Below are 26657 nucleotides of genomic sequence, written 5' to 3'. Positions count from 1 at the left end.
TCACCGGAACGTTTAGACCCCGTGCAAGGGCTGCCTGGGAGTCTTACGTATCCTTCAAAATCGGCCTTCAAAGCTGAAGGTTTGGACGCCTGATACCCTGCATTATGCTTTCATTGCAGCGCTTGTGCGTGCCGTGCGTCTTGCGGGTTTCCATTTAACGCGCGAGGCACGCAAAGCGCTTACACCATCTTCATTCAGGCCGAGGCGGCGAGGGGGCCGGGCGCGATCGAGTCGATGAAGCGCGCGAGTTCGACGTCGCGCGTGGTGAGGCCGTCGGCCTCGTGGGTCGAAAGCGTGATTTCCACGCGGTTGTAGACGTTGAACCATTCGGGATGGTGGTTCATTTCCTGCGCCTTGATAGCCACGCGCGTCATGAAGCCGAAGGCTTCGTTGAAGTCGGCGAAACGGAAGTGGCGCTGGAGGGCGTCGCGGCCCGCGACGGCATGCCAGCCGCGCAGATCGGCGAGCTGCGTGGCGCGCTCTTCGGATGTGAGTCGATTGATCATCGTGGCACCTGTCTATGCTGGGTGTATTCCGGGCCCGGCAAACGCGCCAGGTCGATCAGCCATTTTTTCACGGATGGACAACCCGCGCGAGCTAACCGGGCAGTAGTGCGGCAATTCGCGTGTCGGCCGGATGGCGCTCAGACGTCGCCGTCGTCGAGCCAGCCTTCACGCGTGCCGAGCGTATAGACCGTATCGCTGTGCAGCACGTCGCCAGCGGCGTAGGGCGCGGCGGCAACGAGCGGCGCGGGATCCGAGAGATGGGCGGCAATGCCCGTTCCCAGTGCGTCGAACAACTGCGCGAACGAGTCGATCACGAAATACGTCTTCTGAAACGTGTCGATGCGATAACGCGTGCGCAGTACGCGCTCGAGATCGAAAGCCAGCCGGTTGGGCGCGGCGCTTTCCACACTGTAGAGCGATTCGCCCTTGCTCGACACGATGCCCGCGCCATAGATTTTCACGCCATGCGCAGCGCTGGCGTCGCGCATCAGGCCGAATTCGACCGTGTACCAATAGAGCCGCGCGAGCAGCGGCAGCGCGCTTTCGTCCACGGCGAGCGCGGCCTGCCCGTAAGCGTGGATCGCATCGGCGAAAACGGGGTTTGTCAGCAGCGGCACGTGGCCGAACAGGTCGTGAAAGCAGTCCGGCTCTTGCAGGTAATCGAGCTGGTCGGGACGGCGCATCCACCATGTGACCGGGAAGCGGCGGTGGGACAGGTGCTCGAAGAAAATGCGCTCGGGCACGAGCCCAGGCACCGCCACGATGCGCCAGCCCGTGGCGGCCATCAGCCGTTCGCTTACGGCGTCGAACACCGGCACATGCGCGACGTTCAGGCCGATGCGCTGCGCGCCTTCGATGAACGCTTCGCAGGCGCGGCCTTCGAGCAGCGCCATCTGCCGCCGGTAAAGCTGGTCCCAAACCGCGTGATCGACCGCGCCGTAGCGTTCGAGCGGCTGGTCGATGGTGAAGTCGGGACGGGTCGTGAGGCCCGCGTCGAACTGCTCTTGCAGCTTCGCGGTGGCGGCGACAGCCATGTTCGTAGCGCTCCGATAAAAATGCGGGGAATACGCAAGTGTAGAGCGGAGCGGGCGCGGCATGCGCGCATTCAAGGTGTGTATGACCGTCTGTATGCAATAATCGAGCGTCAATACATTAATTAATGCGGATTTTGTTCATGCTCGACCTCGACCATTTCGACCTCGCGCTACTCGACGTTTTGCAGCGCTTTGGCCGCGCCACGCATCAGCAACTGGGCGAGCAGGTGCCGCTTTCGCCATCGCAGATCGGCAGGCGGCTGCAGCGGCTGGAGGCGTCGGGGGTGATCGACGGCTATCGCGTCGTGCTGCGGCCCGAAAAGCTGGGCCTCGGCGTGACCGCGTTCACGAGCCTGAAGTTGAAGCACCACGGGGATTCGATCATCGAGCAATTCCAGCAGCAGATCGACGTGCTGCCGGAGGTGCTCGAATGCCACGCCGTGGTGGGCGACGCCGACTATCTGCTGCGCATCGTGGCGCCGGATCTGAACGCGCTGTCGTCGTTCGTGATGAAGAAGCTGATGCGGGTGCCCGGCGTGGACAGCGTGCGCTCGAACATCGTGCTCACGACGTTCAAGCGCAATGGCCCGCTGCCGCTCGGGCATCTGGAGCCTGGCGCGGCGGCGCCTTGATTCCGGCGCTGTGAGGCGGGCGTGGCCGGCTGCTCAGGCCGCCACGGCCGGCGCGTTGAGCAGATCGACGTAGGCCACGGCCACCAGGTCGCTTTCATCCACGCCTAGCTGCTTGAACATGGCGTGCGCTTCGGCTTCGCCGCCTTGCTCGTCGTCTTCGGGGCCCAGCACCACCTCGAGCTCGACGAAGTCGCCGAGGCCATCCACGCGGTCCAGATGGATGCGCGTGCGGCCCGCCAGATACACGTGGCGCTCCTTCGACACGATGCCGCGCGTCGTGAGCGCCGTGGCGAGCAGCGAGTGCATCGCCTCGGCATTGGTGACGGGGCTGCGTGTGTAGTACGAGGCCTTCGGGCCGTCACGGTCGTCGCGCTGGTAGAAGATCAGCTCGGGCGGCGTGCCATCGTCGAACTGGCGTAGCTTCAGGCGTCCGCGCGGCACGTCGTAGAAGAAGTCCTGCTGGCGAAAGATCAGCGGCGCATCGGGTGCCAGTTGGGCGGCGCGTTCGCGCAGGGCGTCGAAATGACGGGCGCGGGCTTTGATTTCGATATTGCGGGCCATGCACAGCTCCTGTGGAACGGGGAACGATGGACGAGGCCCGGAACGCGCCGCGCCTCCATGCCTGCATTCGCGCGGTACATCATCAGATGAATAGGGCGCGCAAAACGCGGAGCGAATTGCGAATCTAGCAAAACTTGTGTGACCGCGCCGTTACACCCGCAGTTTCGCCCGCAGTTTCACCCCTCTGCCACGCGCACGTTCATGAGCGCGGCTCATATCGCCCATTGCGTTTCGATGGCCTTGAGCGCGGCCGCGATAGTGGGCTCGTCGCGGCGCGCGGCGAGCGTGATGAAAGTGAGTTCGGTGGGCACTGTAATGCCTTCGACGATGGTGAGCGCATGTGCGTGCGCTTCGGCGATCGCGGTGGCATCGCGGGCGAGCGAGAGCCCCACCCCCGACTTCACGAGATCGAGCATCGAGGGCTCCTGGTCCACCTCGGCGACTTTCACGGGCTTGGCGTGCGCGGCGTCGAAGAGCCCCGAGAGCAGCCGGTTATGCGCCGACGCGGGCGGCGTCCAGATCCATGGCAGGGCCGCGAGCGCGCGCCAGTCGCGCGCGCCCTTGACGCGGTCTTTCCAGCCGGCGGGCGCGAGCACGCGGTACTGAAACTGCGTGAGCGTAAGCGTGTGGAAGGTGTCGGGGTCGGGCGCGGGCTGGCCGATGTAATAGCCCACATCGAGCTCGCGGGCGCGCACCTGGTCAAGCACCCAGCCCGACATGCCGTGACGCAGCGCCGTCTCGATCTGCGGCCAGGTTTCCACGAGCTGGCGCAGGAAGCCGCCGAGGCGCAGGAACGCGGGATCAAGGATGGTGCCGATGCGCAGCCGTCCGCGCACCTCGTGGCGCAGCGCGGCGGCGGCGCGCTGTACGTCGCCGGCGGCTGCGAGCGCGCGCTCGGCGTGCGGCAGCAGCGCCTGGCCGTCGCGCGTGAGCACGAGGCCATGCGAGGTGCGAGTGAAAAGCGTGACGCCGAGCGTCTCCTGCAAATGTTTGATTTGCAGGCTCACCGCCGGCTGGGTCAGATGCAGATGCGTGGCCGCGCGCGTGAGATTGCCTTCTCGCGCGACCGTCACGAACGCGCGCAACAAGGTCAGGTCCATGCGCTGATATTAACTCGCCTTATATCTCTGTTGAGGATTAATCATTGGATCGGCGATGCCTCGCGCGATTACGCTAACTGGCACAGAACAGGCGTTACGAGCATAAGAACTTTGCATGGGATGGGACCAGGCAGTAAAGCAGCAAGTCCCGTCGACAGGAGACACGCAGCCATGGCCACACAAGGACGCAGCGTACCTACGCGCCGCCTGGAAGGCGAATTTGATTACGTGATCGTCGGCGCCGGCACGGCGGGCTGCGTGCTCGCCAACCGCCTCACTCAAGACCCCGATGTCTCGGTGCTGCTGATCGAGGCGGGCGGCAAGGACGACTATCACTGGATACATATCCCCGTCGGCTACCTGTACTGCATCGGCAATCCGCGCACGGACTGGCTCTACAAAACCGTTGCCGAGGAAGGTCTCAACGGCCGGGCGCTGTCGTATCCGCGTGGGCGCGTGCTCGGGGGATCGTCGTCGATCAACGGCATGATCTACATGCGCGGCCAGCGCGAGGACTACGACGAATGGGCGCGCGTGACCGGCGACGCGGGCTGGTCGTGGGATGCGGTGCTGCCCGTGTTTCGCAGCAGCGAGGATCATCACGGTGGCGCGAATGCCTATCACGGCGCGGGCGGCGAATGGCGCGTCGAGAAGCAGCGCTTGAAGTGGCAAATTCTCGAATCGTTCGCGCAGGCCGCGCAGGAGCAGGGCATTCCCGCTACCGACGATTTCAATCGCGGCGACAGCGGCGGCCCGAACGGCGGCGTCGGCTACTTCGAGGTGAACCAGAAGCAAGGCGTGCGCTGGAATACCTCGAAGGCTTTCCTGCGCGCGGCCATGAAGCGGCCCAATCTCACCGTGATCACGGGTGCGCTCACCGAGCGCGTGATCTTCGAGGGCGTGCGGTGCGTGGGCGTGGAATATCGCGGCGACGTTGCGTATTTCGCGCGAGCGCGCTGTGAAGTCATTCTGAGCGCCGGCGCGGTGAACTCGCCGCAATTGCTGGAGCGCTCCGGCGTGGGCGATGCGGCGAGGCTCGGGCGGCTCGGCGTGAACGTCGTGCAGGACTTGCGCGGCGTGGGCGAGAACCTCCAGGACCATCTGCAACTGCGCATGGCGTTTCGCGTAAACGGCGTGCGCACGCTCAATACGGCCTCCGCGCACTGGTGGGGCAAGCTGCTGATCGGCATGGAATATGCACTGTTCCAGAGCGGTCCGATGTCGATGGCGCCCTCGCAGCTCGGTGCGTTCGCGAAGTCGGATGCGAGCAAGACGCGTCCCGACCTGCAGTATCACGTGCAGCCGCTTTCGCTCGATCGCTTCGGCGAGCCGCTGCATCGTTTCAACGCGTTCACGGCATCGGTCTGCAATTTGCAGCCCACATCGCGCGGCAGCATTCATGCGGTGTCGGCCAACCCCGAGGACGCGCCCGTGATTGCGCCGAACTATCTGTCGACCGAGGAGGACTTGCGCGTGGCCGCGAATGCCATGCGGCTTACGCGTCGGATTGCGGCTTCGGCCGCACTCGCAGGTTATCGTCCGGAAGAAATTCTGCCTGGGCTCGCATTCCAGAACGAGGCGCAACTGCGCGAGGCGGCTGGCAACGTGGGCACGACGATTTTCCATCCGGTGGGCACCTGCCGCATGGGCCGCGCCGACGACCCGGACGCCGTGGTCGATGCACGATTGCGCGTACGCGGCTTGCAGGGCTTGCGTGTCGTGGATGCATCGGTGATGCCGGTCATCATCTCCGGAAATACGAATTCGCCCACGCTGATGATTGCCGAGCGCGCCGCACAGATGTTGCGCGAAGACCGTCGGAGCGGCGCATCCACGAACGTGCGCAATGAGGTGAGCGCGTCCGCGACGCCTGCGTAAAGCGCGTTTTTGACCACTATCCAGGACTTGCGACGTGCCGGCGGAGCAAGCGCTTTGCCACGCGTTGCGCGCAATCGTGGTGCATTCAAAACGGCGTTATCACGCTGCCTTCATGCTGCTATTTGCTGTCAAATCGCGTATTGATGGATATTGGAACGTGTCGCTCACCCGTAAGTGCAAATCCCAATGATTGCGCTGCATCATTGGCGAGACAATGGCGCGGAATGAGAGAGCGGGCAAACGCGCGCCCAAACATGGCGCGTCGTGCAACGTTGTGCACTGCCCAGCATGAACGATCTGAAGTGTTACGCCTTACTTCGCGTGGAAGGGGACATGATTCTCGGCGACACGATTCTGGAGACACGCGGCCTCACGAAACAATTCAAGGGTTTCACGGCCGTCAACGGGGTGAACCTGCGCGTATGCCGCGGTTCGATTCACGCGCTCATTGGGCCAAATGGCGCGGGCAAGACTACTTGTTTCAATCTCCTAACCAAATTTCTGGTCCCGAGCTCGGGGCGCATCGTCTTCAACGGAATCGACATCACGCATGAGCGGCCCGCGCAAATCGCGCGGCGCGGCATCATTCGCTCGTTTCAGATTTCGGCGGTGTTTCCGCATTTGACTGCGCTGCAGAACGTGCGCATCGGCCTGCAGCGCCAGCTTGGCACCGCGTATCACTTCTGGAAGAGCGAGCGCACGCTCGCCGAACTCGACGATCGCGCGATGGATCTGCTCACCCAGGTGGGCCTGACCGATTTCGCCGACGTGCCCACCGTCGAGCTCGCCTATGGACGCAAGCGCGCGCTCGAAATCGCGACCACGCTCGCGATGGAGCCCGAACTCATGCTGCTCGACGAGCCCACCCAGGGCATGGGCCACGAAGACGTGGACCGCGTCACGGCGCTCATCAAGAAGGTGTCGAACGGGCGCACGATCCTGATGGTCGAGCACAACATGAACGTGATTGCCGGCATTTCCGACACCATCACCGTCCTGCAGCGCGGCGAGGTGCTGGCCGAGGGCAGCTACGCGGAAGTGTCGAAGAACCCGCTCGTGGCTGAAGCGTATATGGGCAGTGCCGACGCGGCGCTCGTGGGGGCGCACGCATGAGCACGGTGACGGAACATGGACACGTTACGGCCGTGAATGCGGCACCCGGCGAAAGCGCCCTCGAAATCGCGGGCCTGCAAACCTGGTATGGCGAATCGCACATCCTGCACGGCGTCGATTTTTCCGTGAAGCGCGGCGAAGTCGTGACGCTGCTCGGGCGCAACGGCGCGGGGCGTACGACCACGCTGCGCGCGATCATGGGCCTCACTGGCCGGCGCACCGGGTCGATCTGCATCGGCGGGCGCGAGACCATCCACATGCCCACCTACCGCATCGCGCATTGCGGCGTGGGCTATTGCCCTGAGGAGCGCGGCATTTTCTCCAGCCTCTCGTGCGAGGAAAACCTGCTGCTGCCCCCCGCGATCGGCATGAAGGGCGCGAAAGGGATGTCGCTCGACGAGATTTACTCGATGTTCCCCAATCTCGCGGAACGCCGCAACAGCCAGGGCACGCGGCTCTCGGGCGGCGAGCAGCAGATGCTCGCCGTGGCGCGCATCCTGCGCACGGGCGCGAACCTGCTGCTGCTCGACGAGATTTCCGAAGGCCTCGCGCCGGTCATTGTGCAGACGCTCGCACGCATGATCATCACGCTGAAGTCGCGCGGCTACACCATTGTGATGGTCGAGCAGAACTTCCGTTTCGCGGCGCCGCTCGCCGACCGTTTCTATGTGATGGAGCACGGGCGCATCGTCGAGCGCTTCGGCATTGCCGAGCTCGAAGGCAAGATGCCTGTGCTGCACGACCTGTTGGGGGTCTAGTTCCCATCTCTCTTGTCGCGTGCGGGCGCAGGACCGCGCCTCGCGATTCGTTTGCCTCCGGTGTTCATGGAGTGTTCCTGAATAACAACGCAACCAAATGAAGGAGACTGCAATGAAGAAAACCACGTTCGCGCGGCTTGCGGGCCTGTTTGCCGCCTCGGCAGCCGTGATGGCGTTCGGCGCAGGGACCGCGCAGGCCGCCAACGACGCGGTGAAGATTGGCTTCATCACCGACATGTCGGGCCTCTATGCGGACGACGACGGCCCGGGCGGCCTCGCCGCCATCAAGATGGCGGTGGCGGACTTCGGTGGCAAGGTGCTCGGCAAGCCGATCCAGGTCGTGTACGCCGACCATCAGAACAAGGCGGATATCGCCGCGTCGAAAGCGCGCGAGTGGATCGACCGTGACGGGCTCAATCTGCTGCTCAGCGGCACGAACTCGGCGACTGCGCTGGCGATGAACCAGGTCGCGCTCGAGAAGAAGCGCGTGTTCATCAACACTGGCGCGGGCACCGATGCGCTGACGAACGAGCAGTGCACGCCCTACACGGTCCACTACGGCTACGACACGGTGGCGCTCGCGAAGGGCACGGGCCTCGCGGTACTCAAGCAGGGCGGCAAGAGCTGGTACTTCCTGACCGCCGATTACGCGTTCGGCAAGTCGCTCGAGAAGAACACCGCGGACGTCGTGAAGGCGAACGGCGGCCAGGTGCTCGGCGAGGTGCGCCATCCGCTCTCGGCATCGGACTTCTCGTCGTTCCTGCTGCAGGCACAGTCGTCGAAGGCCCAGATTCTCGGTCTCGCGAACGCGGGCGGCGACACGATCAACGCGATCAAGGCCGCGAAGGAGTTCGGCATCAACAAGACGATGAAGACCGCCGCGCTACTGATGTTCCTGCCCGACGTGCATAGCCTCGGGCTCGAGACCACGCAGGGCCTCGTGCTTACGACCGGCTGGTACTGGGACCAGAACGACGCGACGCGCAAGTGGGCGCAGCGCTACTACGAGCAGACGAAGAAGATGCCGTCCGAGCTGCAGGCGGCCGATTATTCGGCGGCGACGTCGTATCTGAAGGCGGTGCAGGCGGCCGGCACGACTGATGCCGATAAGGTCATGGTGGAGTTGAAGAAGAACAAGGTCAATGACATGTACACGAACAACGGCTATATCCGCGCGGATGGCGTGCTGATCCACGACATGTATCTGGTCGAGGTGAAGAAGCCGTCCGAGTCGAAGAAGCCGTGGGACTACTACAAGGTCCTGCAGACGATTCCGGGCGAGCAGGCGTACACCACGAAGCAGGAGAGCAAGTGCGCGCTGTGGAAGTAAGCGCCCTGGCATTTTGTCCGACCCGAAGGGTGTGACACAGGGTGTCAGGCATGCGGCACGCGGCGCGGCGCAGTGAGTAGGGAGCCCGCGCCGCGTGTGTGCATAACGGTTGTTGGCATTCATGGCGGCTTTCATGACGATCTTTGGCATTCCGCTTCCGGCAATGCTGAGCCAGTTGTTGCTCGGGCTCGTGAACGGCTCGTTCTACGCGATCCTGAGTCTGGGCCTCGCGGTGATTTTCGGCATGCTCAACGTGATCAACTTCGCGCACGGCGCGTTGTTCATGCTGGGCGCGATGCTCACGTGGATGGGCCTCGCTTACTTCAACCTGCCGTACTGGGTGATGATTTTCGTCGCCCCTGTCCTGGTGGGTCTCATTGGCGTGGTGATCGAGCGTTCGATGCTGCGCTGGCTTTATCGACTCGATCATTTATACGGACTCCTGCTGACCTTCGGGCTCACACTCGTGGTGGAAGGCGTGTTCCGCTCGATCTACGGTTCCTCCGGGCAGCCGTACAACGTGCCGGACGCGCTTTCGGGCGCGACCAATCTCGGCTTCATGTATCTGCCCAACTATCGCGCGTGGGTCGTGCTCGCTTCACTGGCCATGTGCTTCGCCACCTGGTTCGTAATCGAGAAAACGCGCCTTGGCGCCTATCTGCGCGCGGGCACCGAGAACCCCAAGCTTGTCGAGGCGTTCGGCATCAACGTGCCGCTCATGATCACGCTCACTTACGGCTTTGGCGTCGCGCTTGCCGCGTTCGCGGGCGTGCTGGCCGCGCCGGTCATCCAGGTCTCGCCGCTGATGGGCCAGCCGATGATCATCACGGTGTTCGCCGTGGTCGTGATCGGCGGCATGGGCTCGATCATGGGCTCGATCATCACGGGCCTGCTGCTCGGTGTGATCGAAGGCTTCACGCGCGTGTTCTGGCCCGAGGCTTCCGCGACCGTGGTGTTCGTGATCATGGCGATCGTGCTGCTGATTCGCCCCGCTGGCCTCTTCGGCAAGGAACGGTGATGCAAAGAAAAGTGCTTTATGGCGTGCTGCTGATCGGGCTGATCGTGGCGCCTTTCGTTGGCGCGTATCCGCTCTTCGTGATGAAGGTGCTGTGCTTCGCGCTGTTTGCCGCCGCGTTCAATCTGCTGATCGGCTATACGGGGCTGCTCTCGTTCGGGCATGCGATGTTCCTCGCGACGGCGGGTTATACCACTGGCTACACGATCCAGTCGCTCGGCTTCACGCCGGAGCTGGGCGTGCTGGCCGGCACCGTCGCGGGAACGGTGCTCGGGCTGATCGTGGGACTCTTTGCGATCCGCCGTCAGGGCATTTACTTCGCGATGGTCACGCTCGCGCTCGCGCAAATGGTGTACTTCGTGTACCTGCAGGCGCCGTTCACGCACGGCGAGGATGGCCTCCAGGGCGTACCGCGCGGCAAGCTGTTCGGGCTCGTTTCGCTCGACTCCGATCTGACGCTGTACTACGTCGTGCTCGTGGTGATGGTGCTCGCGTTCATGTTGATCGTGCGCACCGTGCATTCGCCGTTCGGGCAGGTGCTGGGCGCGATCAAGGAGAACGAGCCGCGCGCCGTTTCGCTCGGCTACGACACCGATCGTTTCAAGCTCCTCGCCTTCGTGCTTTCGGCAGGGCTCGCGGGGCTCGCCGGCGCGCTCAAGGTGCTCGTGCTCGGCTTCGAGACGCTCGGCGACGCCTACTGGACCATGTCCGGCCTCGTGATCCTGATGACGCTCGTGGGGGGCATGGGCACGCTGTTCGGGCCGTTGCTTGGCGCGGCGTTGATCGTGGCGCTAGAAGACCGGCTCGGCGACATCGGCACCGCACTCGCGCATCTGACGGGCGTGGAGTGGTTCCGCTCGCTGGGCGAATCGGCGACGATCGTGACCGGCCTCATCTTCATCGCGTGCGTGCTGGCATTCCGGCGCGGCATCGTCGGCGAGATCGTCTCGCGCGTGCGGCCGCTGCGGGCCTGATAGAGCAGTGCAGCAAATTGAGCGTCCGGCTTGATGGTGTTTTGTCAGGCGGCGATGAGACAATGACGCGCCAGAATGCCGCTGAAGGGCTCCGCAGTGCCCCCGCAGTGCCCCCGCGGTGCCCCCGCTGTGCCCCTTTTGGGTGCCGCACTGCACCACTAGGGTAAATGCTAGTTGCCCGAAAGGGGGGTGAAGTTTAAAGTTCACCCAGTTCTGATGCACCAAATTTGCAGGTGGAGAACGAGGAGACAACTGAGGCACAAAGTGCCCGGACAAGGAAGCGCTGTTGGATGGAAGTCCAACAGCGCTTTTTATATTTGTGCGCCATTTTTTGCTCGGCACACGCGCTCGCTTCCAGATTTATCTTTTCCCCCACCGGTTTTTCTTCTTTTCCCTCGCGTTACCTCGGTATGGCGTTCGCCAATAATCGGCGCTTATCGACGCTTGCGTCCGCATTTTTTCACGTTTCGAATTACGCCAACTTTGCCGTAACGCGCGCCAGCCTGCCAGGCGTTGCATTCGCGCCGTAAGCCATTGGAAAGCGCTTGCCGCGCCAAACATCGCTCCGTTACACTCGCCATTCGCCGACCATGCGGTCAGCATTATTTGCCGGCGGGATTTTCCGGATTTCGCCAAAAATCCGGGCAATAAAGAAAACGATTATCGAAGGAGTCGAGATGCGGTTGGTTTGGCGTTGGATGAGCGCGGCTTGTGTCGCGACCGGGGTGCTCGCGGCGACCGCAGGTGCGGCGCAGGCGGACGTGAAGATCGGCGTGACGCTGTCGACCACGGGGCCGGCGGCATCGCTGGGGATTCCCGAAAGGAATACGGTCGCGCTGCTGCCGAAGGAAATCGCCGGCCAGCGCGTCGATTACATCGTGCTCGACGACGCCACCGATTCCACCCAGGCCGTGAAGAACGCGCGCAAGCTCACGAGCGAAGAGCACGTGGACGCGCTGCTCGGCTCGACCGTGGTGCCGAATTCGCTCGCGATGGTCGACGTCGCTGCCGAAACGTCCACCCCGATGATCTCGATGGCCGCCGCGGCCACAATCGTCGAGCCGATGGATGCGAAGCGCGCGTGGGTCTTCAAGACGCCGCAAAACGATCAGCTGATGGCCGGCGCCATCGCGCAGCACATGGCTGCGCACGGCGTGAAGACGGTGGCCTTCATCGGCTTCTCGGACGCCTATGGCGAGAGCTGGTACAAGGAATTCAGCGCCGCTGCCGCGAAGCAGAACATCAAGGTCGTGGCGAACGAGCGCTTCGCGCGCAACGATGCTTCGGTCACGGGCCAGGTGCTCAAGATGATCTCGCAGCATCCCGACGCCGTGCTGATCGCGGGCGCTGGCACGCCGGCCGCGCTGCCGCAGAAGACGCTCAAGGAGCGCGGCTTCGCGGGCAAGATCTATCAGACGCATGGTGTGGCGAACAACGACTTCCTGCGCGTGTGCGGCAAGGATTGCGAGGGCACGTATCTGCCGGCGGGGCCGCTGCTCGTGGCCGACCAGCTGCCGGCCACGAATCCGGTCAAGCAATCGGCGCTCGCGTACAAGGCGGCCTATGAAAAGGCCTATGGCGCGGGCTCGATCTCGACGTTCGGCGGTCACGCGTGGGATGCGGGCCTGTTGTTGCAGCACGCGATTCCGGTCGCGTTGAAGGCGGGCCAGCCGGGCACGAAGGCGTTCCGCGAGGCGCTGCGCAAGGCGCTTGAGGAGTCGCATGACGTTGCGGGCGCGCATGGCATCTTCAACATGAGCGCAACCGATCATGCGGGCCTCGATCAACGCGCGCGCGTGATGGTGCAGATTAGCGGCGGCAAGTGGAAGCTGGCCGGCGACTGAGTTTCACGAGGAACGCGCAAGCACAGCAAGCAAGAGACGAAAAAGGCACGCTCGAATCGAGGTGCCTTTTTTGTTGCCAATGCAACGAGCCGGGGCGGGCAGGGAAAACCATGCATCACATGCGAGACCCCGATTACTACACTCAGAGGCCAGCGCTGGATTTACGAAGATCGTAGTAATTGGCGCCGGATGACTCGATAACACGCAGACAAAGCGTTTGGAGACGCGCAATGAAAACGAAAAAGTGGGTTTTGAGGTCGATTAGTGCCGGACTCGCAGCGGCGCTGATGGGAGCGGCAGGCATGGCCGCCGCGCAGGTGAAGATCGGCGTGACGCTTTCGGCAACGGGGCCGGCTGCGTCGCTCGGCATTCCGGAGAAGAACACCGTCGCGCTGCTGCCCAAGGAGATCGCGGGCAAGAGCGTGCAGTACATCGTGCTCGACGACGCCTCCGATACGAGCAAGGCCGTGCAGAACACGCACAAGCTGATTGACGAGGATCACGTGGACGCGATCATCGGCTCGTCGGTGACGCCGAACTCGCTGGCGATGCTCGATGTCGTGATGCAAGGCAAGACGCCGATGATCTCGCTCGCGGCGTCGGCGGCCATCGTGCAGCCGATGGACGACAAGCGTAAGTGGGCGTTCAAGACGCCGCAAAACGACGACTTGATGGCCAACGCGATCGCGGGCTACATGGAGAAGCACGGCGTGAAGACGGTGGGCTTCATCGGCTTCACGGATGCCTACGGCGAGAGCTGGTACAAGGAGTTCGGCGCAGCGGCGGCGAAGCACAACCTCAAGGTTGTCGCGAACGAACGCTATAACCGCGCGGATTCATCGGTTACGGGCCAGGTGCTCAAGCTGATGTCGGCGAATCCCGATGCGGTGCTGATCGCGGGCTCCGGCACGCCTGCGGCGCTGCCCGCGACCACGCTCAAGGATCGCGGCTACAAGGGCAAGATCTATCAGACGCACGGCGTGGCGAACAACGACTTCCTGCGCGTGTGCGGCAAGGACTGCGAAGGCGAGATCCTGCCTGCCGGCCCGATCCTGGTCGCCGATCAGTTGCCTGATTCGAATCCTGTTAAGACATCGGCGCTCGCGTATAAGGCGGCCTACGAGAAAGCCTACGGCGCGGGCTCTGTGGCGACCTTCGGCGGCCACGCCTGGGACGCGGGCCAGATGCTCCAGCGCGCGATTCCGGTGGCGCTGAAGGCCGGCCAGCCCGGCACCGAAGCGTTCCGCGTGGCGCTGCGCGACGCGCTGGAGAACGTCAAGGAACTGCCGCTCTCGCACGGCATCATGAACACCACGCCGACCAATCACAACGGCCTCGACGACCGCGCGCGCGTGATTGTGGAGATCGTCAACGGCAAGTGGAAGTTGCAGGGCGAGTGAGCGCTGCTCGCCACGTGATGGTGGCGTGACGCCGCGCGGCGTCACGTGAAACACACACCACACACGCAACGCTCACGCTTCATTTCGGCCACGCACAATGGCCGCGCGCCGCGTTCTCGCGGTGCCTCTTTCAACGCGGCGCAGCCCGGCAGCTGCGCCGCGCGCTTTTCTTGCATCGCCATCTTTTCCGACGTACCGGGTTTCACGCGCTACACAAAGAGGGGTTATGGATTTATCGATCGCCGCGATCCTCGCGCAGGACGGCATCACCACCGGAGCAATCTACGCGCTGCTTGCGCTCGCACTGGTGCTGGTGTTTTCCGTGACGCGGGTGATCTTCATTCCGCAGGGCGAGTTCGTCTCGTATGGCGCGCTTACGCTGGCCGCGCTGCAATCGCAGAAGTTTCCCGCAACCTGCTGGCTGCTCGTCGCGCTGGGCGCTGCGTGCTTCGTGGTGGAGACTGCCGGGCTCGTGCGGCACGCCGAGCGGCGCAAGCATGCGCCGCGCACGCTCGTGACGCTCGCCGGCAAGTATTTGCTTTTTCCCATCGCGCTCTATGCGCTGACGCGCGGCATAGCGGGGCAGCCGCTGCCCATGCTGGCGCAGATCGCGCTCACGCTCGCGATCGTCGTGCCGATGGGGCCGTTCGTCTACCGGCTCGCGTACGAGCCCATCGCCGAGGCGACGACGCTGCTGCTGCTGATCGTGGCCGTGGCCGTGCACTTCGCGATGGTGGGGCTCGGGCTCGTGATGTTCGGCGCCGAGGGTTCGCGCACGAACGCGTTCACCGACGCCACGTTCAACGTCGGCAGCCTCTCGATCTCTGGGCAGAGCCTCTGGGTCATCGGCACGGCGGTGGTGCTGATCGTCGCGCTGTACTTCTATTTCGACCGCACGATTCCGGGCAAGGCGTTGCGCGCGACCTCGGTGAACCGGCTGGGCGCGCGCCTCGTGGGCATCGGCACGACGCAGGCCGGGCGGCTCGCGTTCACGCTCGCGGCGGGCCTGGGGGCGCTGTGCGGCGTGCTGGTGGCGCCGCTCACCACCATCTACTACGACTCGGGCTTCCTGATCGGCCTGAAGGGCTTCGTGGGCGCCATCATAGGCGGCCTCGTGAGTTATCCGCTCGCGGCTGCCGGCTCCGTGCTCGTGGGCCTGCTGGAGTCGTACTCGTCGTTCTGGGCGAGTTCCTACAAGGAAGTGATCGTGTTCACGCTGATCATTCCCGTGCTGCTGTGGCGCAGTCTTTCCACGCCGCATGCCGAAGAGGAAGAGGAGTGACGCGATGAAACGACTTGTTTTGCACAACCGCTTCTTCTGGCTGTTCCTCGTGGTCATGTTTGCGCTGCCGGTGCTGCCTGGCGCCGTGCACGTGCCCGAATACTGGATCACGCTGCTCAACTACATCGGCCTCTATTCGATCGTCGCGATCGGGCTCGTGCTGCTCACCGGCATCGGTGGGATGACGAGCTTCGGGCAGGCCGCATTTGTCGGGCTCGGCGCCTATGCGACGGCTTACCTGACCACACAGTACGGCATCTCGCCATGGCTGGCGCTGATCGTCGGCGTCGTGATCACGGCGCTTGTCGCGCTCGTGCTCGGGCTCGTCACCATGCGGCTTTCCGGCCACTTCTTGCCGCTCGGCACCATTGCCTGGGGCCTCGCGCTGTTCTTTCTGTTCGGCAACCTCGAGATGCTCGGTAAGTACGACGGGATCAACGGCATTCCAGTGCTCAACGTGCTCGGCATCAAGCTCGAATCGGGTCGCCATATCTATTACCTGATCTGGGTGGTGGTGCTGGCGTCGGTTATCTCTGTTCAGAACCTGCTTAATAGCCGTACGGGTCGCGCCATTCGGGCGCTGCGCGGTGGTGGGCTGATGGCCGAGGCGATGGGCGTGAACACGGCGTGGATGCGCGTGGTGATCTTCGTCTACGCGGCGGTGCTCGCGGCGGTTTCCGGCTTCCTCTACGCCCATCTGCAACGTGCGGTGAACCCGACGCCGTTCGGCCTGAATCACGGCATCGAATATCTGTTCATGGCCGTGGTGGGCGGCGTAGCGCATGTCTGGGGCGCGGTCCTCGGTGCCGCGATCCTCACCGTGCTGCAAGACTGGCTGCAGACGCTGTTGCCGAAGCTGCTGGGCGAGAACGGCAACTTCGAGATCATCGTGTTCGGCGTCCTGATGGTGCTGCTGCTGCAATACGCCCGGCGCGGCGTGTGGCCGTTCGTGGCGCGCTTCTTTCCGCGCGGGCCACAGGCCCATGTGCCCGAGCATGCAGAGGCCTTGCCGCAGCGCAGCAAGCCGGTCGCGGGCGAATTGCTGCTGACCGTCGATAAGGCGCGCAAGCAGTTCGGCGGGCTCGTCGCCGTCAACGACGTGAGTTTCGAGGTGAGGGCGGGACAGATCATCGGCCTGATCGGACCGAACGGCGCGGGCAAGTCGACCACCTTCAACCTCGTGACCGGCGTGCTGCAACCGACCAGCGGTGCGATTACGTTCCGCGGCGAGCGCATCGATCGGCTGAATTCACGTGAAATCGTCGCGCGCGGCATCGGACGGACATTCCAGCACGTCAAGCTGCTGCCGACGATGACTGTGCTGGAGAACGTGGCGATCGGCGCGCATCTGCGTGGCCATTCGGGCGTGCTGCGCAGTGTGGCGAAGCTCAATGCTGCTGAGGAGGGGCGCCTCATGAGCGAGGCGGCTGCGCAGATTCGCCGCGTTGGCCTGGAGCAGCACATGTACGACGAGGCTGGCAGCCTCGCACTCGGACAGCAACGCATTCTGGAAATTGCGCGGGCGCTTTGTTGCGATCCGACCTTGCTGTTGCTCGACGAACCCGCCGCCGGTTTGCGCTATCAGGAGAAACAACAGTTGGCCGGCCTGCTGCGCAGGTTGAGAGAGGAGGGGATGAGCGTGCTGCTGGTCGAACACGATATGGATTTCGTGATGAATCTCACCGATCGCCTGGTCGTGATGGAATTCGGCACGAGGATCGCAGAAGGATTGCCTGAAGAGGTGCAGCAGGATCCTGCGGTGCTTGAGGCTTATCTGGGTGGGGTGGAGTAATGAGCGGACCTGTACTCGAAGTCTCCGGGCTCGCCGTCCGTTACGGCAAGATCGAGGCGCTGCACAAAGCGGCAATCAAGGTAGGGGCGGGGCAAATCGTCTCCGTTATCGGCCCGAACGGGGCCGGCAAGTCCACGTTGCTCAACGCGATTATGGGCTCGCTGCCCGTCACGGGCCATGCGAGCGGCCGGATTGCCTATCTGGGCGAGGAAGTCGGCCTGTTGCCGATTGAGCGGCGCGTCGCGCGAGGCATGTGTCTCGTGCCGGAGAAGCGCGAGCTGTTTGCTTCGATGACCGTCGAAGACAACCTCGTGCTGGGCGCATATCGTCGAAAGCGGGCAGGGGATCGCAACTTCCTCGATCAACTCGATCACGTGTTTCAACTGTTTCCTCGTCTCAAGGAGCGGCGCGCACAGGCTGCGGGCACGCTGTCAGGCGGCGAGCGCCAGATGCTCGCGGTTGGGCGCGCGCTGATGGGCAAGCCGGATCTGCTGATGCTCGACGAACCTAGCCTCGGGCTTGCGCCGCTGATCGTGAAGGAAATCTTCCACATCATCAGCGCATTGCGGAAGACGGGTGTGGCTACCCTCCTGATCGAACAGAATGCGCGTGCCGCGTTGCAGATCTCCGATTACGGCTACGTGCTGGAAACAGGCGATTTGGCGCTCGAGGGGCCGGCACAAGAGCTGGCGCAGAATCCGCGAGTGATCGAGACTTACCTCGGTTTGGCTAAAAAGCCAGTCTGATCTCGTCAGCTTCTGTAGAAATGAGCGGCGTGTTTCACGTGAAACACGCCGTTTTTTTATTCGTGTGCACTAACGGGCCCAAGAAAATTCGGGTGTGAACGACCTAAAACCCGAAACCGTTATAATTCGCGCATACCACTTTTTCTGAGAAGGCTCACGCGGTCCATTCGTCCATGCGTGAGGTCCCGCCATGCTTTTTCCCACAGAATTTGACGTCATCGTCGTCGGCGGCGGTCACGCCGGCACCGAGGCTGCGCTTGCCGCCGCTCGCATGGGCGTCAAGACGCTCCTGCTTACGCACAACATCGAAACGCTCGGCCAAATGAGCTGCAATCCGTCGATTGGCGGCATTGGCAAAGGCCATCTGGTCAAGGAAGTCGACGCACTAGGCGGCGCGATGGCCGCCGCCACCGACGAGGGCGGCATCCAGTTCCGCATTCTCAATTCGTCTAAAGGCCCGGCTGTGCGTGCGACGCGTGCGCAGGCTGACCGCATCCTGTACAAGGCAGCGATCCGTCGACGCCTCGAAAATCAGCCGAATCTGTGGCTGTTTCAGCAGGCGGTTGAAGACTTAATGGTCGAAGGCGACCGCGTTGTTGGGGCTGTGACGCAGGTGGGCATCCGCTTCCGCGCGCGCGCAGTGGTGCTGACGGCGGGGACGTTCCTCGACGGCAAGATTCACGTGGGCCTGAACAACTACACGGGTGGCCGCGCTGGTGATCCGGCAGCGGTGACGCTGTCGGCGCGCCTGAAGGAGCTGAAGCTGCCGCAAGGGCGGCTCAAAACGGGCACGCCGCCGCGCATCGACGGACGCTCGATCGACTTTTCGGTGCTCGAAGAGCAACCGGGCGATCTTGATCCGGTGCCGGTCTTCTCGTTTCTCGGCAGGGCAGAGCAGCATCCGAAGCAGATTCCCTGCTGGGTCACGCATACCAATGAGCGCACACACGACATCATTCGCGGCGGTCTCGACCGCTCGCCTATGTATACGGGCGTAATCGAAGGCGTGGGGCCGCGCTATTGCCCGTCGATCGAAGACAAGATCCACCGCTTTGCCTCGAAAGAATCGCACCAGATTTTTCTGGAGCCCGAAGGCCTGACGACGAACGAGTTCTATCCGAATGGGATCTCGACGAGTCTGCCGTTCGACGTCCAACTCGAACTCGTGCATTCGATGCGCGGGCTGGAGCATGCGCATATTCTGCGTCCAGGCTACGCGATCGAGTACGACTACTTCGATCCGCGCGGCCTGAAGGCATCGCTGGAAACGAAGGTCATTAGCGGCCTGTTCTTTGCGGGCCAGATTAATGGCACGACCGGCTACGAAGAAGCTGCGGCTCAAGGCCTGCTTGCGGGCATCAACGCAGGCTTGCAGGTGCAGGGTAAGGATGCGTGGTGCCCACGCCGCGATCAGGCGTACCTGGGCGTGCTGGTCGATGACCTGGTCACGCGCGGCGTTTCCGAGCCGTACCGTATGTTCACGAGCCGTGCCGAATACCGCCTGAGCCTGCGTGAAGACAATGCCGATATGCGCCTGACGGAAATCGGCCGTGAACTGGGTGTAGTCGATGACGTTCGTTGGGATGCGTTCAGCCGGAAGCGCGACGCTGTTTCACGTGAAACAGAGCGCCTGAAGTCGACGTGGGTGAATCCGAAGACGCTGGGCGCGGAAGAGGCAACGGCGCTTCTCGGCAAGCCGATCGATCGCGAATACAACCTCGCGGATCTGCTGCGCCGTCCTGGCGTGAGCTACGACGGTGTGTGCGGCTTGCGCGAAGGCGCCTGCGCGCCTGAGACGCCGCTTGCTGACGACGAGATCCTGCTTGCCCAGATTAAGGAGCAGATCGAAATCGGTATCAAATATCAGGGCTATATCGACCGTCAAGCCGATGAGATCGAGCGCAACGGCGCCCATGAGAATACGCGCCTGCCGGAAGGCATCGATTACGCTGAAGTTCGCGGTCTATCGTTCGAGGCGCGTCAGAAACTGAATCAATTCCGCCCCGAAACCATTGGTCAGGCGTCGCGCATCTCGGGCATCACGCCTGCCGCCATCTCTCTGCTGATGGTTCACCTGAAGCGCGGCCTTGGCCGCCGGCGCCAGAATCCTTCCGATCAGGGTGCAGACAACACGACGGTGGCTCAATGACGGGGCGCGCAAGGCAACCTGGCATCACGGATCGCGATGCGCTCGCGCGACTGCTGAAGGAGGGCGCGCAGGCGCTTTCCCTCGATTTGAGCGAGCGGCAGCATGAGCAGTTGTTGGCCTACGTCGCATTGCTGGCGAAGTGGAACGCCGTCTATAACCTGACGGCGATCCGTGATCCGCGCCAGATGCTCATTCAGCACATCCTCGATTCGCTTTCGATCCTGCCACATTTACCCCAACGAGCCGACGCCTCGGTGCTCGACGTTGGCTCGGGCGGCGGCTTGCCCGGCATCGTGCTCGCGATTGCGCGCCCGGACTGGCAAGTTACCCTGAACGACATCGTGCAAAAGAAGTCGGCGTTCCAGTCGCAGGTCAAGGTTGAATTGGGTCTCGCGAATCTCTCTGTGGTGACGGGGCGCGTTGAATTGCTGCGCCCCGGGATCGAAGTGCCAAAAAAATTCGATCTGATCGTCTCGCGGGCATTCGCGGAACTGGCCGATTTCGTTACACTGGCCCGTCACCTTGTTGCGGACGGCGGTGCGATCTGGGCGATGAAGGGCGTGAGGCCCGACACCGAGATCGAGCGTTTGCCAGACGGGGCGCGCACGCTGCAGACGATTCGTTTGACGGTACCGATGCTCGATGCGGAGCGGCATCTGACTGAAGTGGTGGTTGAACCGACACAATAACGTGGTTCACTGGCCAGAATTGCCAGACCCAGATGGCCCAGGCCGAATGGCGGGTAGCGCGCCCGACGGCATGTACGCTATAACGTAAGCAAACTTTTAAGGCAGTAAAAGGGACACACACAAGATGGCAAAAATCTTCTGCGTTGCGAACCAGAAGGGCGGCGTCGGCAAGACGACGACAACGGTCAATCTCGCCGCGAGCCTCGCATCGCAGGGACAGCGTGTCCTTCTCATCGATCTCGACCCGCAGGGCAATGCCACGATGGGCAGCGGCATCGACAAAGCGGCGTGCGAGAACACGGTCTACGAAGTACTGGTCGACGGCGTTTCGGTGCCTGAGGCGCGTACGCGTCCGGAGCAGGTGGGCTACGACGTTCTGCCGGCCAATCGCGAGCTCGCCGGCGCCGAAGTGGAGCTGGTGACGGTCGAGCAGCGCGAGCGCCGCCTGCGGGCTGCACTCGCGCAGGTCGACGACGAATACGACTTCGTGCTGATCGACTGCCCGCCGGCGTTGTCCTTGCTCACGCTCAACGGGCTGTGCGCGGCGCACGGTGTCGTGATTCCGATGCAGTGCGAGTACTTTGCACTCGAAGGGCTGTCGGACCTCGTCAACACGATCAAGCAGGTGCACGCGAACATGAATCGCGACCTGAAGGTGATCGGTCTTTTGCGCGTGATGTTCGATCCGCGCATCACGCTGCAGCAGCAGGTTTCTGAGCAACTGAAAGAGCACTTTGGCGACAAGGTGTTCGACGCAGTGATTCCGCGCAACGTGCGGCTTGCCGAGGCGCCTAGCTACGGCTTGCCTGGCGTGGTGTTCGACCGGACGTCGCGCGGTGCGCAGGCTTATGTGCAATTCGGCGCGGAAATGATCGAGCGCGTACGCGCACTCTGACGCAGACTGGGGAAGCACGATGAACGCAGTAGTACGGAAGAAAGGACTGGGCCGAGGACTCGAAGCATTGCTCGGCGGCAGCGCGGACATCACCGAAGCGGTGAAGATCGAGGGTGCGCCCAATACGCTTGCGCTCACGCAGATGCAGGCCGGCAAGTACCAGCCTCGCACGCGCATGGACGAAGGCGCGCTCCAGGAGCTCGCGGCGAGCATCCGTGCGCAAGGTCTGATGCAACCGATCCTGGTGCGCCCGGTCGGCCCAGAGCGCTACGAGATCATTGCGGGCGAGCGACGCTTCCGTGCGGCGCACATTGCCGGTCTCAAGGAAGTGCCCGTCCTCGTGAAGGACGTGCCCGACCAGGCCGCAGCCGCGATGGCGCTGATCGAGAACATCCAGCGCGAAGACCTGAATCCGCTCGAAGAGGCGCAGGGCATTCAGCGTCTGCTCGACGAGTTCAGTTTCACGCACGAGCAGGCTGCTGAGTCGGTAGGGCGCTCGCGCAGCGCGGTTTCCAATTTGTTGCGTTTGCTGAATCTTGCTGCGCCTGTGCAGACCATGCTGCTCGCAGGTGACCTCGACATGGGCCACGCGCGTGCGTTGCTCGCAGTCGATGCGGCCACGCAGATCACGCTGGCCAATCAGGTGGTCAACAGGCGTATGTCGGTTCGTGAAACGGAAAAACTCGTATCGAACACCACCAAGGCCGCGCCCGCGGTGAAGGCGAAGGCCGCGCACGACGGCGGCCGCGACACGCGCCGCCTCGAAGAGGAGTTGTCCGATTTGCTGGCTGCCACGGTCAAGATCAAGCTCGGCAGGAGAGGGCGTGGCCAGCTCACGGTCGATTTCGGCGACCTCGATGCACTCGACGGCATTCTGCTTCGCCTGCGTGGCGAGGCTGCTGTTTGACCCGACGTCCGTAGTCGATCCCGTGAATAAATTCGATGTCGCCACGCGCGGCCGGTTAAGCCCGCTACGCAGGCTCGGCGCGTTTGCGCTTGCCGAGCCCGTTTTATCGATACTCGTCGCCGCGTTCGTTGCGTTGCAGATTTGCGCGCCGCGCACATGGTCCACGCTTCCCGCACTGGTCGACTGGCAAACGGTGATGACGCTCGCCGGACTGCTGATTCTCACCAAGGCGCTCGAATACTCAGGATTCCTGACTTGGGTGGCGCATCGGCTTGTGCACCGGATTCGTTCGGAGCGCACGCTTGCATTCCTCCTCGTTGCATTCGCGGCGTTGCTCTCGACGGTGGTGACGAACGATGTCGCACTCTTCGTCGTGGTGCCGCTCGTGCTGTCGCTGCACCGGCTCACGCCGCTGCCGCTGAAGCGGCTTGTCATCGTGATTGCGCTTTCCGTGAACGCGGGCTCGGTGCTCACGCCGTTAGGCAACCCGCAAAACCTATTTCTTTGGCAACTAAGTGGTGCGTCATTTGGTCGCTTTGTTGCATCGCTCGCGCCGCTTTGCGCGCTTTTGATGGCGCTGTTGTTCGTGCTCGCCGCGCTGCTTTTCAAGCCGAAGCCACTCGATCTGACGATCGATGTCGAACGACATCCAGTCGATCGCGCTTTGGCAGGCGTGGCAGCCATACTTTTCGTTGCGTTCGTGCTGCTTGCGGATACGCATCGCGCGGGCATCGCATTGGCCGGCGTCGCAATCGGATTTCTCATCTGGCGCGCGCAGATCGTTCTGAAGATCGACTGGCTTTTGCTGCTGATCTTCGTGCTGATGTTCATCGTGTTGCGCAGCGCCGCCGCGCTGCCGTGGATTCACCACGCACTTGAGAATCTCGGGCTGCAGATGCCGCTACGCGCCTACGCCGCAGGCGCCATCCTCTCGCAGGGCATCAGCAATGTGCCTGCTGCCATCGTGCTCGCGGGTTTCACGCACGACTGGCGCGCGCTGGCGTTTGGTGTGAGCGTCGGCGGTTTCGGTTTTGCTATCGGCTCGCTGGCGAATCTGATTGCCGTGCGGCTTTCCGGCGAGCAAGGCGTATGGTTGCCGTTTCATTTGATCTCTATTCCGTTCTGGGCAATCGCCGTTTTCGGTGGTGGACTTGTGTTGTATTTTTTCTGACAGAAAAACCACAATGCCGCGACACAGCCATCTTTCCACGGTAAAATCGCGCCCCGTTTTGCTTGGCTCTCCTGACGTTCGAACGTGACCTTACAGTTTCCGTTACCTCGCACGTAATGGTGAGTTTTCCGCATGATGAAGTAGCATTTCATGCATGTTATGAAACGGCCTAAAGTCTTGAATTGGCTGCAACTATCGCTTACAATCGCCCGGATTTATTTGGTTGGCGGGGCCGTAAGCGCGCCGCAAGAAACCGGGCGGAAGCCAAATATCCGGAATAACGCAATGGTGGGTCAGAGGCCAGACGAAGCGCCGCAGGCGCATGAAGGGCCTGATGGTCCACAACGCGGAGCCGCAGCATCCAGCAAAAAGCAGGACGCGGGCCCGGACAAAGGACAAGCCGCTAGTGCGCGTGTTGATTCCACAACGGATCACAACGCACGATGGGATCAGCTAGACGCCGACCAGCAAGATAACAACGACATCGTTCCGCTCACCCGGGCCGAAGCCGAGCAGCTCTTCGGCGCACAGGTGAGCCGCCCGTCGCGCGTCACGCCGTTTCGTGTCGTGGCAGCGCAAGTGGTTTTGTCCCTGGTTGCCGCTTTGCTGTGGTGGCTGTTTTATAAGCCGCCGGGGGCGGCTGCGCCGGACGCCGTAGCGCTGTCCGCGCTGCTGGGCGGAGCGATCTGCTGGTTACCCGGGGCGCTGTTCGCGGCGCGCCTGAAGCAGTTGAGCAGGGCCGGCACAGTGATGAACTGGATGCTCGGAGAAGCATTCAAGATGGGGGCAACGATTGCGATGTTCGTTGCCATTGCGTTCTGGTATCGCGACGTGCAGTGGATCCCGTTGCTCGTCACTTACCTGATCGTATTGAAGACATACTGGATCGCGCTCGCGTGGCGCTGACCCGCAGCTGACATCGCGCCGCCTTTCATGTGGAAGGCGTTGAGGCGAACGAAGCAGCAAGCGGTTGGCACATGTTCGAGTAAGACACGGTCCGAGGCGGTGCGTTCCCGCAACAGGTTGTTGCACGGGAGTGGCCGAAACCGATTTTCGACAATTTGGGTGGTTTTAACGATATGGCAGCCAGCGAAGGAACGAGCGCTCCGGGTCCGTCCGAGTACATTGCGCACCACTTGCAGAACTTTGCCACTGGGCACCAGACGTCGATCGTCGATTTCCATGTCTGGAATCTCGACACGCTGTTCTGGTCGATCCTTTGCGGCATCGTGACCATCCTCATTCTGCGTCTTGCCGCGCGCAAGGCTACGCCCGGCGTGCCGGGCCGCTTCCAGTGCGCCGTCGAAATGCTGGTCGAGATGGTCGAGGACCAGTCGAAGTCCATCGTCCACGGCAACCGTAAATTCATCGCACCGCTCGCGCTGACCGTGTTCGTCTGGGTCGCGCTCATGAACTCCCTCGACTTCATTCCCGTCGATCTGCCGACCCGCCTGATCGGCTGGCTCGGCCTGAGCGAAGTGTTCCCGCATCAGCGCATCGTCCCGACCGCCGACCTCAACGGCACGTTCGGCATCGCGCTCGGCGTGTTCGTGCTGATGATCTATTACAACCTCAAGATCAAGGGCGCAGGCGGCTTCGTGCACGAACTGCTGTCGGCCCCGTTCGGCGCGCATCCGGTCCTGTGGATCCCGAACCTTGCACTTAACATCATCGAGTTCGTCGCCAAGACGGTTTCGCTCGCCCTGCGGTTGTTCGGCAACATGTATGCAGGCGAACTGCTGTTCCTGCTGATCGCGCTGCTGGGCGGTCTGTGGAGCTTCGGCGCGGACACGACGGTGCTTGGCTTCATCGGCCACGTGATTGCGGGCAGCGTCTGGGCGATCTTCCACATTCTGATCGTTCTGCTGCAGGCGTTCATTTTCATGATGCTGACGCTGGTGTACATCGGCCAGGCACACGACAAGCACTAAGGGCTTGTCGAACCCAGAATTGCAGTTTTAAATCCCCAGTTCCAAAAAATCTCACAAAGGAGTGATCATGCAAGCTTTCATCGCCAACATCCAGGGTTTCACGGCCATCGGTATCGGCATCATCATCGGCCTGGGTGCAATCGGCGCCTGTATCGGTATCGGCCTGATGGGCGGCAAGTACATCGAAGCCTGCGCACGTCAGCCTGAACTGATGAACCCGCTGCAGACGAAGATGTTCCTGCTGGCTGGTCTGATCGACGCGGCGTTCCTGATTGGCGTGGGTGTTGCAATGCTGTTCGCGTTCGCTAACCCGCTGCTCTCGAAGCTCGCGGGCTAAGTTCCCTGGATGGTTGCGCCCGACCTATAACTATAGACGCGGGCGCAGGACGGAACGGGTGACGAGGCGCTGATCGAGTTTCAAGACCGATGAGCGCCTTGCCGTTTCAACTCCCCGGAATAGCAACGTAAAAGGAAACACCGTGAATATCAACGCAACCCTGTTTGCGCAAATGGTCGTGTTCCTGATCCTCGCGTGGTTCACGATGAAGTTCGTGTGGCCGCCGTTGATCAACGCCCTCGACGAGCGCTCGAAGAAGATCGCTGACGGCCTCGCTGCCGCAGATAAGGGCAAGGCGGAACTCGAAGCCGCGCACAAGCGTGTGGGCGAAGAACTCGCTTCGGCCCGTAACGAGGGTCAAAGCCGCATTGCGGACGCAGAAAAGCGCGCACTGGCCGTCGCAGAAGAAATCAAGGCCCAGGCACAAGCCGAAGCGGCTCGCATCATCGCTCAAGCGAAGGCTGACGCTGACCAGCAGGTCGTGAAGGCACGCGAAGCGCTGCGCGGCCAAGTCGCGGCACTCGCCGTGCAAGGCGCCGAGCAGATCCTGAAGCGCGAAGTCGACCAGGCCGCACACGCCGACCTGCTGAATCAACTGAAAGCCGAGCTCTGA

The 26657-nt window shown here is 62.7% G+C and carries 26 protein-coding genes; 22 read left to right on the top strand and 4 right to left on the bottom strand.

All coding sequences use genetic code 11. The annotated features are described in order from the left end of the window. Positions 1–194: 194 nt before the first annotated feature. A complete protein-coding gene (locus NH14_RS07760; protein WP_035523202.1) occupies positions 195–506 on the bottom strand; it encodes a 4a-hydroxytetrahydrobiopterin dehydratase in 312 nt (103 codons plus the stop codon). Between the two features lie 137 nt (positions 507–643). Further along, a complete protein-coding gene (gene phhA / locus NH14_RS07755; protein ID WP_035523198.1) occupies positions 644–1540 on the bottom strand; it encodes a phenylalanine 4-monooxygenase in 897 nt (298 codons plus the stop codon). 140 nt (positions 1541–1680) lie between these two features. On the opposite strand from phhA, the gene NH14_RS07750 reads away from it, so the two are divergent. Further along, on the top strand, positions 1681–2172 hold the full coding sequence (locus NH14_RS07750) for an Lrp/AsnC family transcriptional regulator (RefSeq protein ID WP_035523904.1): 492 nt from the start codon (positions 1681–1683) through the stop codon (positions 2170–2172). 33 nt (positions 2173–2205) lie between these two features. On the opposite strand, the gene NH14_RS07745 is transcribed toward NH14_RS07750, so the two are convergent. Together NH14_RS07745 and NH14_RS07740 are read right to left on the bottom strand one after the other, a co-directional pair. Further along, positions 2206–2733, bottom strand: a complete 528-nt coding sequence (locus NH14_RS07745; protein ID WP_035523196.1) for a class IV adenylate cyclase — start codon at positions 2731–2733, stop codon at positions 2206–2208. 212 nt (positions 2734–2945) lie between these two features. Beyond that, positions 2946–3833, bottom strand: a complete 888-nt coding sequence (locus NH14_RS07740; protein WP_035523193.1) for a LysR family transcriptional regulator — start codon at positions 3831–3833, stop codon at positions 2946–2948. A 171-nt stretch (positions 3834–4004) separates the two neighbouring features. Here NH14_RS07740 and NH14_RS07735 point away from each other — a divergent pair, with 171 nt between their 5' ends. From NH14_RS07735 to NH14_RS07635, 21 genes are all read left to right on the top strand, one after another. Further along, the gene (locus NH14_RS07735; protein ID WP_035523190.1) at positions 4005–5711 is read left to right on the top strand and encodes a GMC family oxidoreductase; all 1707 of its coding nucleotides are present in this window, start codon (positions 4005–4007) and stop codon (positions 5709–5711) included. Positions 5712–6044: 333 nt separating this feature from the next. Continuing rightward, entirely contained in the window at positions 6045–6824 is a 780-nt protein-coding gene (locus tag NH14_RS07730; RefSeq protein ID WP_035523188.1) for an ABC transporter ATP-binding protein, read from the top strand. Next, complete coding sequence (locus NH14_RS07725) at positions 6821–7582, top strand: ABC transporter ATP-binding protein (RefSeq protein ID WP_035523185.1); 762 nt, start codon at positions 6821–6823, stop codon at positions 7580–7582. The genes NH14_RS07730 and NH14_RS07725 overlap by 4 nt, the downstream gene beginning before the upstream one ends. Positions 7583–7694: 112 nt before the next feature. Further along, positions 7695–8912 (top strand): ABC transporter substrate-binding protein, encoded by a 1218-nt coding sequence (locus NH14_RS07720; protein WP_035523182.1) that lies wholly within the window; start codon positions 7695–7697, stop codon positions 8910–8912. 133 nt (positions 8913–9045) lie between these two features. Continuing rightward, positions 9046–9930 (top strand): branched-chain amino acid ABC transporter permease, encoded by an 885-nt coding sequence (locus tag NH14_RS07715; protein ID WP_035523179.1) that lies wholly within the window; start codon positions 9046–9048, stop codon positions 9928–9930. Continuing rightward, positions 9930–10901: a branched-chain amino acid ABC transporter permease gene (locus NH14_RS07710; RefSeq protein ID WP_035523176.1), complete on the top strand. Its 972-nt coding sequence runs from the start codon at positions 9930–9932 to the stop codon at positions 10899–10901. Before NH14_RS07715 ends, NH14_RS07710 begins: the two co-directional genes overlap by 1 nt. 290 nt (positions 10902–11191) lie before the next feature. After that, positions 11192–11431 (top strand): hypothetical protein, encoded by a 240-nt coding sequence (locus tag NH14_RS07705; protein ID WP_152617088.1) that lies wholly within the window; start codon positions 11192–11194, stop codon positions 11429–11431. Between the two features lie 147 nt (positions 11432–11578). Continuing rightward, entirely contained in the window at positions 11579–12745 is a 1167-nt protein-coding gene (locus NH14_RS07700; protein WP_035523172.1) for an ABC transporter substrate-binding protein, read from the top strand. Between the two features lie 230 nt (positions 12746–12975). Next, the gene (locus tag NH14_RS07695) at positions 12976–14145 is read left to right on the top strand and encodes an ABC transporter substrate-binding protein (protein WP_035523171.1); all 1170 of its coding nucleotides are present in this window, start codon (positions 12976–12978) and stop codon (positions 14143–14145) included. 226 nt (positions 14146–14371) lie between these two features. Next, positions 14372–15427, top strand: coding sequence for a branched-chain amino acid ABC transporter permease (locus tag NH14_RS07690; RefSeq protein WP_035523168.1), 1056 nt, complete (start codon positions 14372–14374; stop codon positions 15425–15427). A 4-nt stretch (positions 15428–15431) separates the two neighbouring features. Continuing rightward, the gene (locus tag NH14_RS07685) at positions 15432–17219 is read left to right on the top strand and encodes a branched-chain amino acid ABC transporter ATP-binding protein/permease (protein ID WP_052147858.1); all 1788 of its coding nucleotides are present in this window, start codon (positions 15432–15434) and stop codon (positions 17217–17219) included. Next, on the top strand, positions 17219–17965 hold the full coding sequence (locus NH14_RS07680) for an ABC transporter ATP-binding protein (protein WP_035523165.1): 747 nt from the start codon (positions 17219–17221) through the stop codon (positions 17963–17965). Before NH14_RS07685 ends, NH14_RS07680 begins: the two co-directional genes overlap by 1 nt. A 190-nt stretch (positions 17966–18155) precedes the next feature. Then, positions 18156–20114, top strand: a complete 1959-nt coding sequence (gene mnmG, locus NH14_RS07675; RefSeq protein ID WP_035523162.1) for a tRNA uridine-5-carboxymethylaminomethyl(34) synthesis enzyme MnmG — start codon at positions 18156–18158, stop codon at positions 20112–20114. Further along, entirely contained in the window at positions 20111–20803 is a 693-nt protein-coding gene (gene rsmG / locus NH14_RS07670; protein WP_035523159.1) for a 16S rRNA (guanine(527)-N(7))-methyltransferase RsmG, read from the top strand. Before mnmG ends, rsmG begins: the two co-directional genes overlap by 4 nt. A 124-nt stretch (positions 20804–20927) precedes the next feature. After that, positions 20928–21698 (top strand): ParA family protein, encoded by a 771-nt coding sequence (locus tag NH14_RS07665; protein ID WP_035523158.1) that lies wholly within the window; start codon positions 20928–20930, stop codon positions 21696–21698. Between the two features lie 19 nt (positions 21699–21717). Next, positions 21718–22605 carry a ParB/RepB/Spo0J family partition protein gene (locus NH14_RS07660; RefSeq protein ID WP_035523156.1) on the top strand — a complete coding sequence of 296 codons (888 nt, stop codon included), beginning with the start codon at positions 21718–21720 and terminating at the stop codon, positions 22603–22605. A gap of 22 nt (positions 22606–22627) precedes the next feature. Next, the gene (locus NH14_RS07655) at positions 22628–23776 is read left to right on the top strand and encodes an SLC13 family permease (protein ID WP_035523900.1); all 1149 of its coding nucleotides are present in this window, start codon (positions 22628–22630) and stop codon (positions 23774–23776) included. A 285-nt stretch (positions 23777–24061) separates the two neighbouring features. Continuing rightward, positions 24062–24682 (top strand): ATP synthase subunit I, encoded by a 621-nt coding sequence (locus NH14_RS07650; RefSeq protein WP_084225155.1) that lies wholly within the window; start codon positions 24062–24064, stop codon positions 24680–24682. Positions 24683–24855: 173 nt separating this feature from the next. Continuing rightward, entirely contained in the window at positions 24856–25707 is an 852-nt protein-coding gene (atpB, locus tag NH14_RS07645; protein WP_035523153.1) for a F0F1 ATP synthase subunit A, read from the top strand. A gap of 67 nt (positions 25708–25774) precedes the next feature. Further along, positions 25775–26044 (top strand): F0F1 ATP synthase subunit C, encoded by a 270-nt coding sequence (gene atpE, locus NH14_RS07640; RefSeq protein ID WP_028203308.1) that lies wholly within the window; start codon positions 25775–25777, stop codon positions 26042–26044. A gap of 142 nt (positions 26045–26186) precedes the next feature. Next, positions 26187–26657, top strand: a complete 471-nt coding sequence (locus NH14_RS07635; RefSeq protein ID WP_035523150.1) for a F0F1 ATP synthase subunit B — start codon at positions 26187–26189, stop codon at positions 26655–26657.

Origin of the sequence: Paraburkholderia sacchari, assembly GCF_000785435.2 — a bacterium.
GTDB lineage: Bacteria > Pseudomonadota > Gammaproteobacteria > Burkholderiales > Burkholderiaceae > Paraburkholderia > Paraburkholderia sacchari.
Note: the sequence above shows the minus strand (reverse complement) of the source record. Positions and strands in the feature narration are given on the sequence as shown.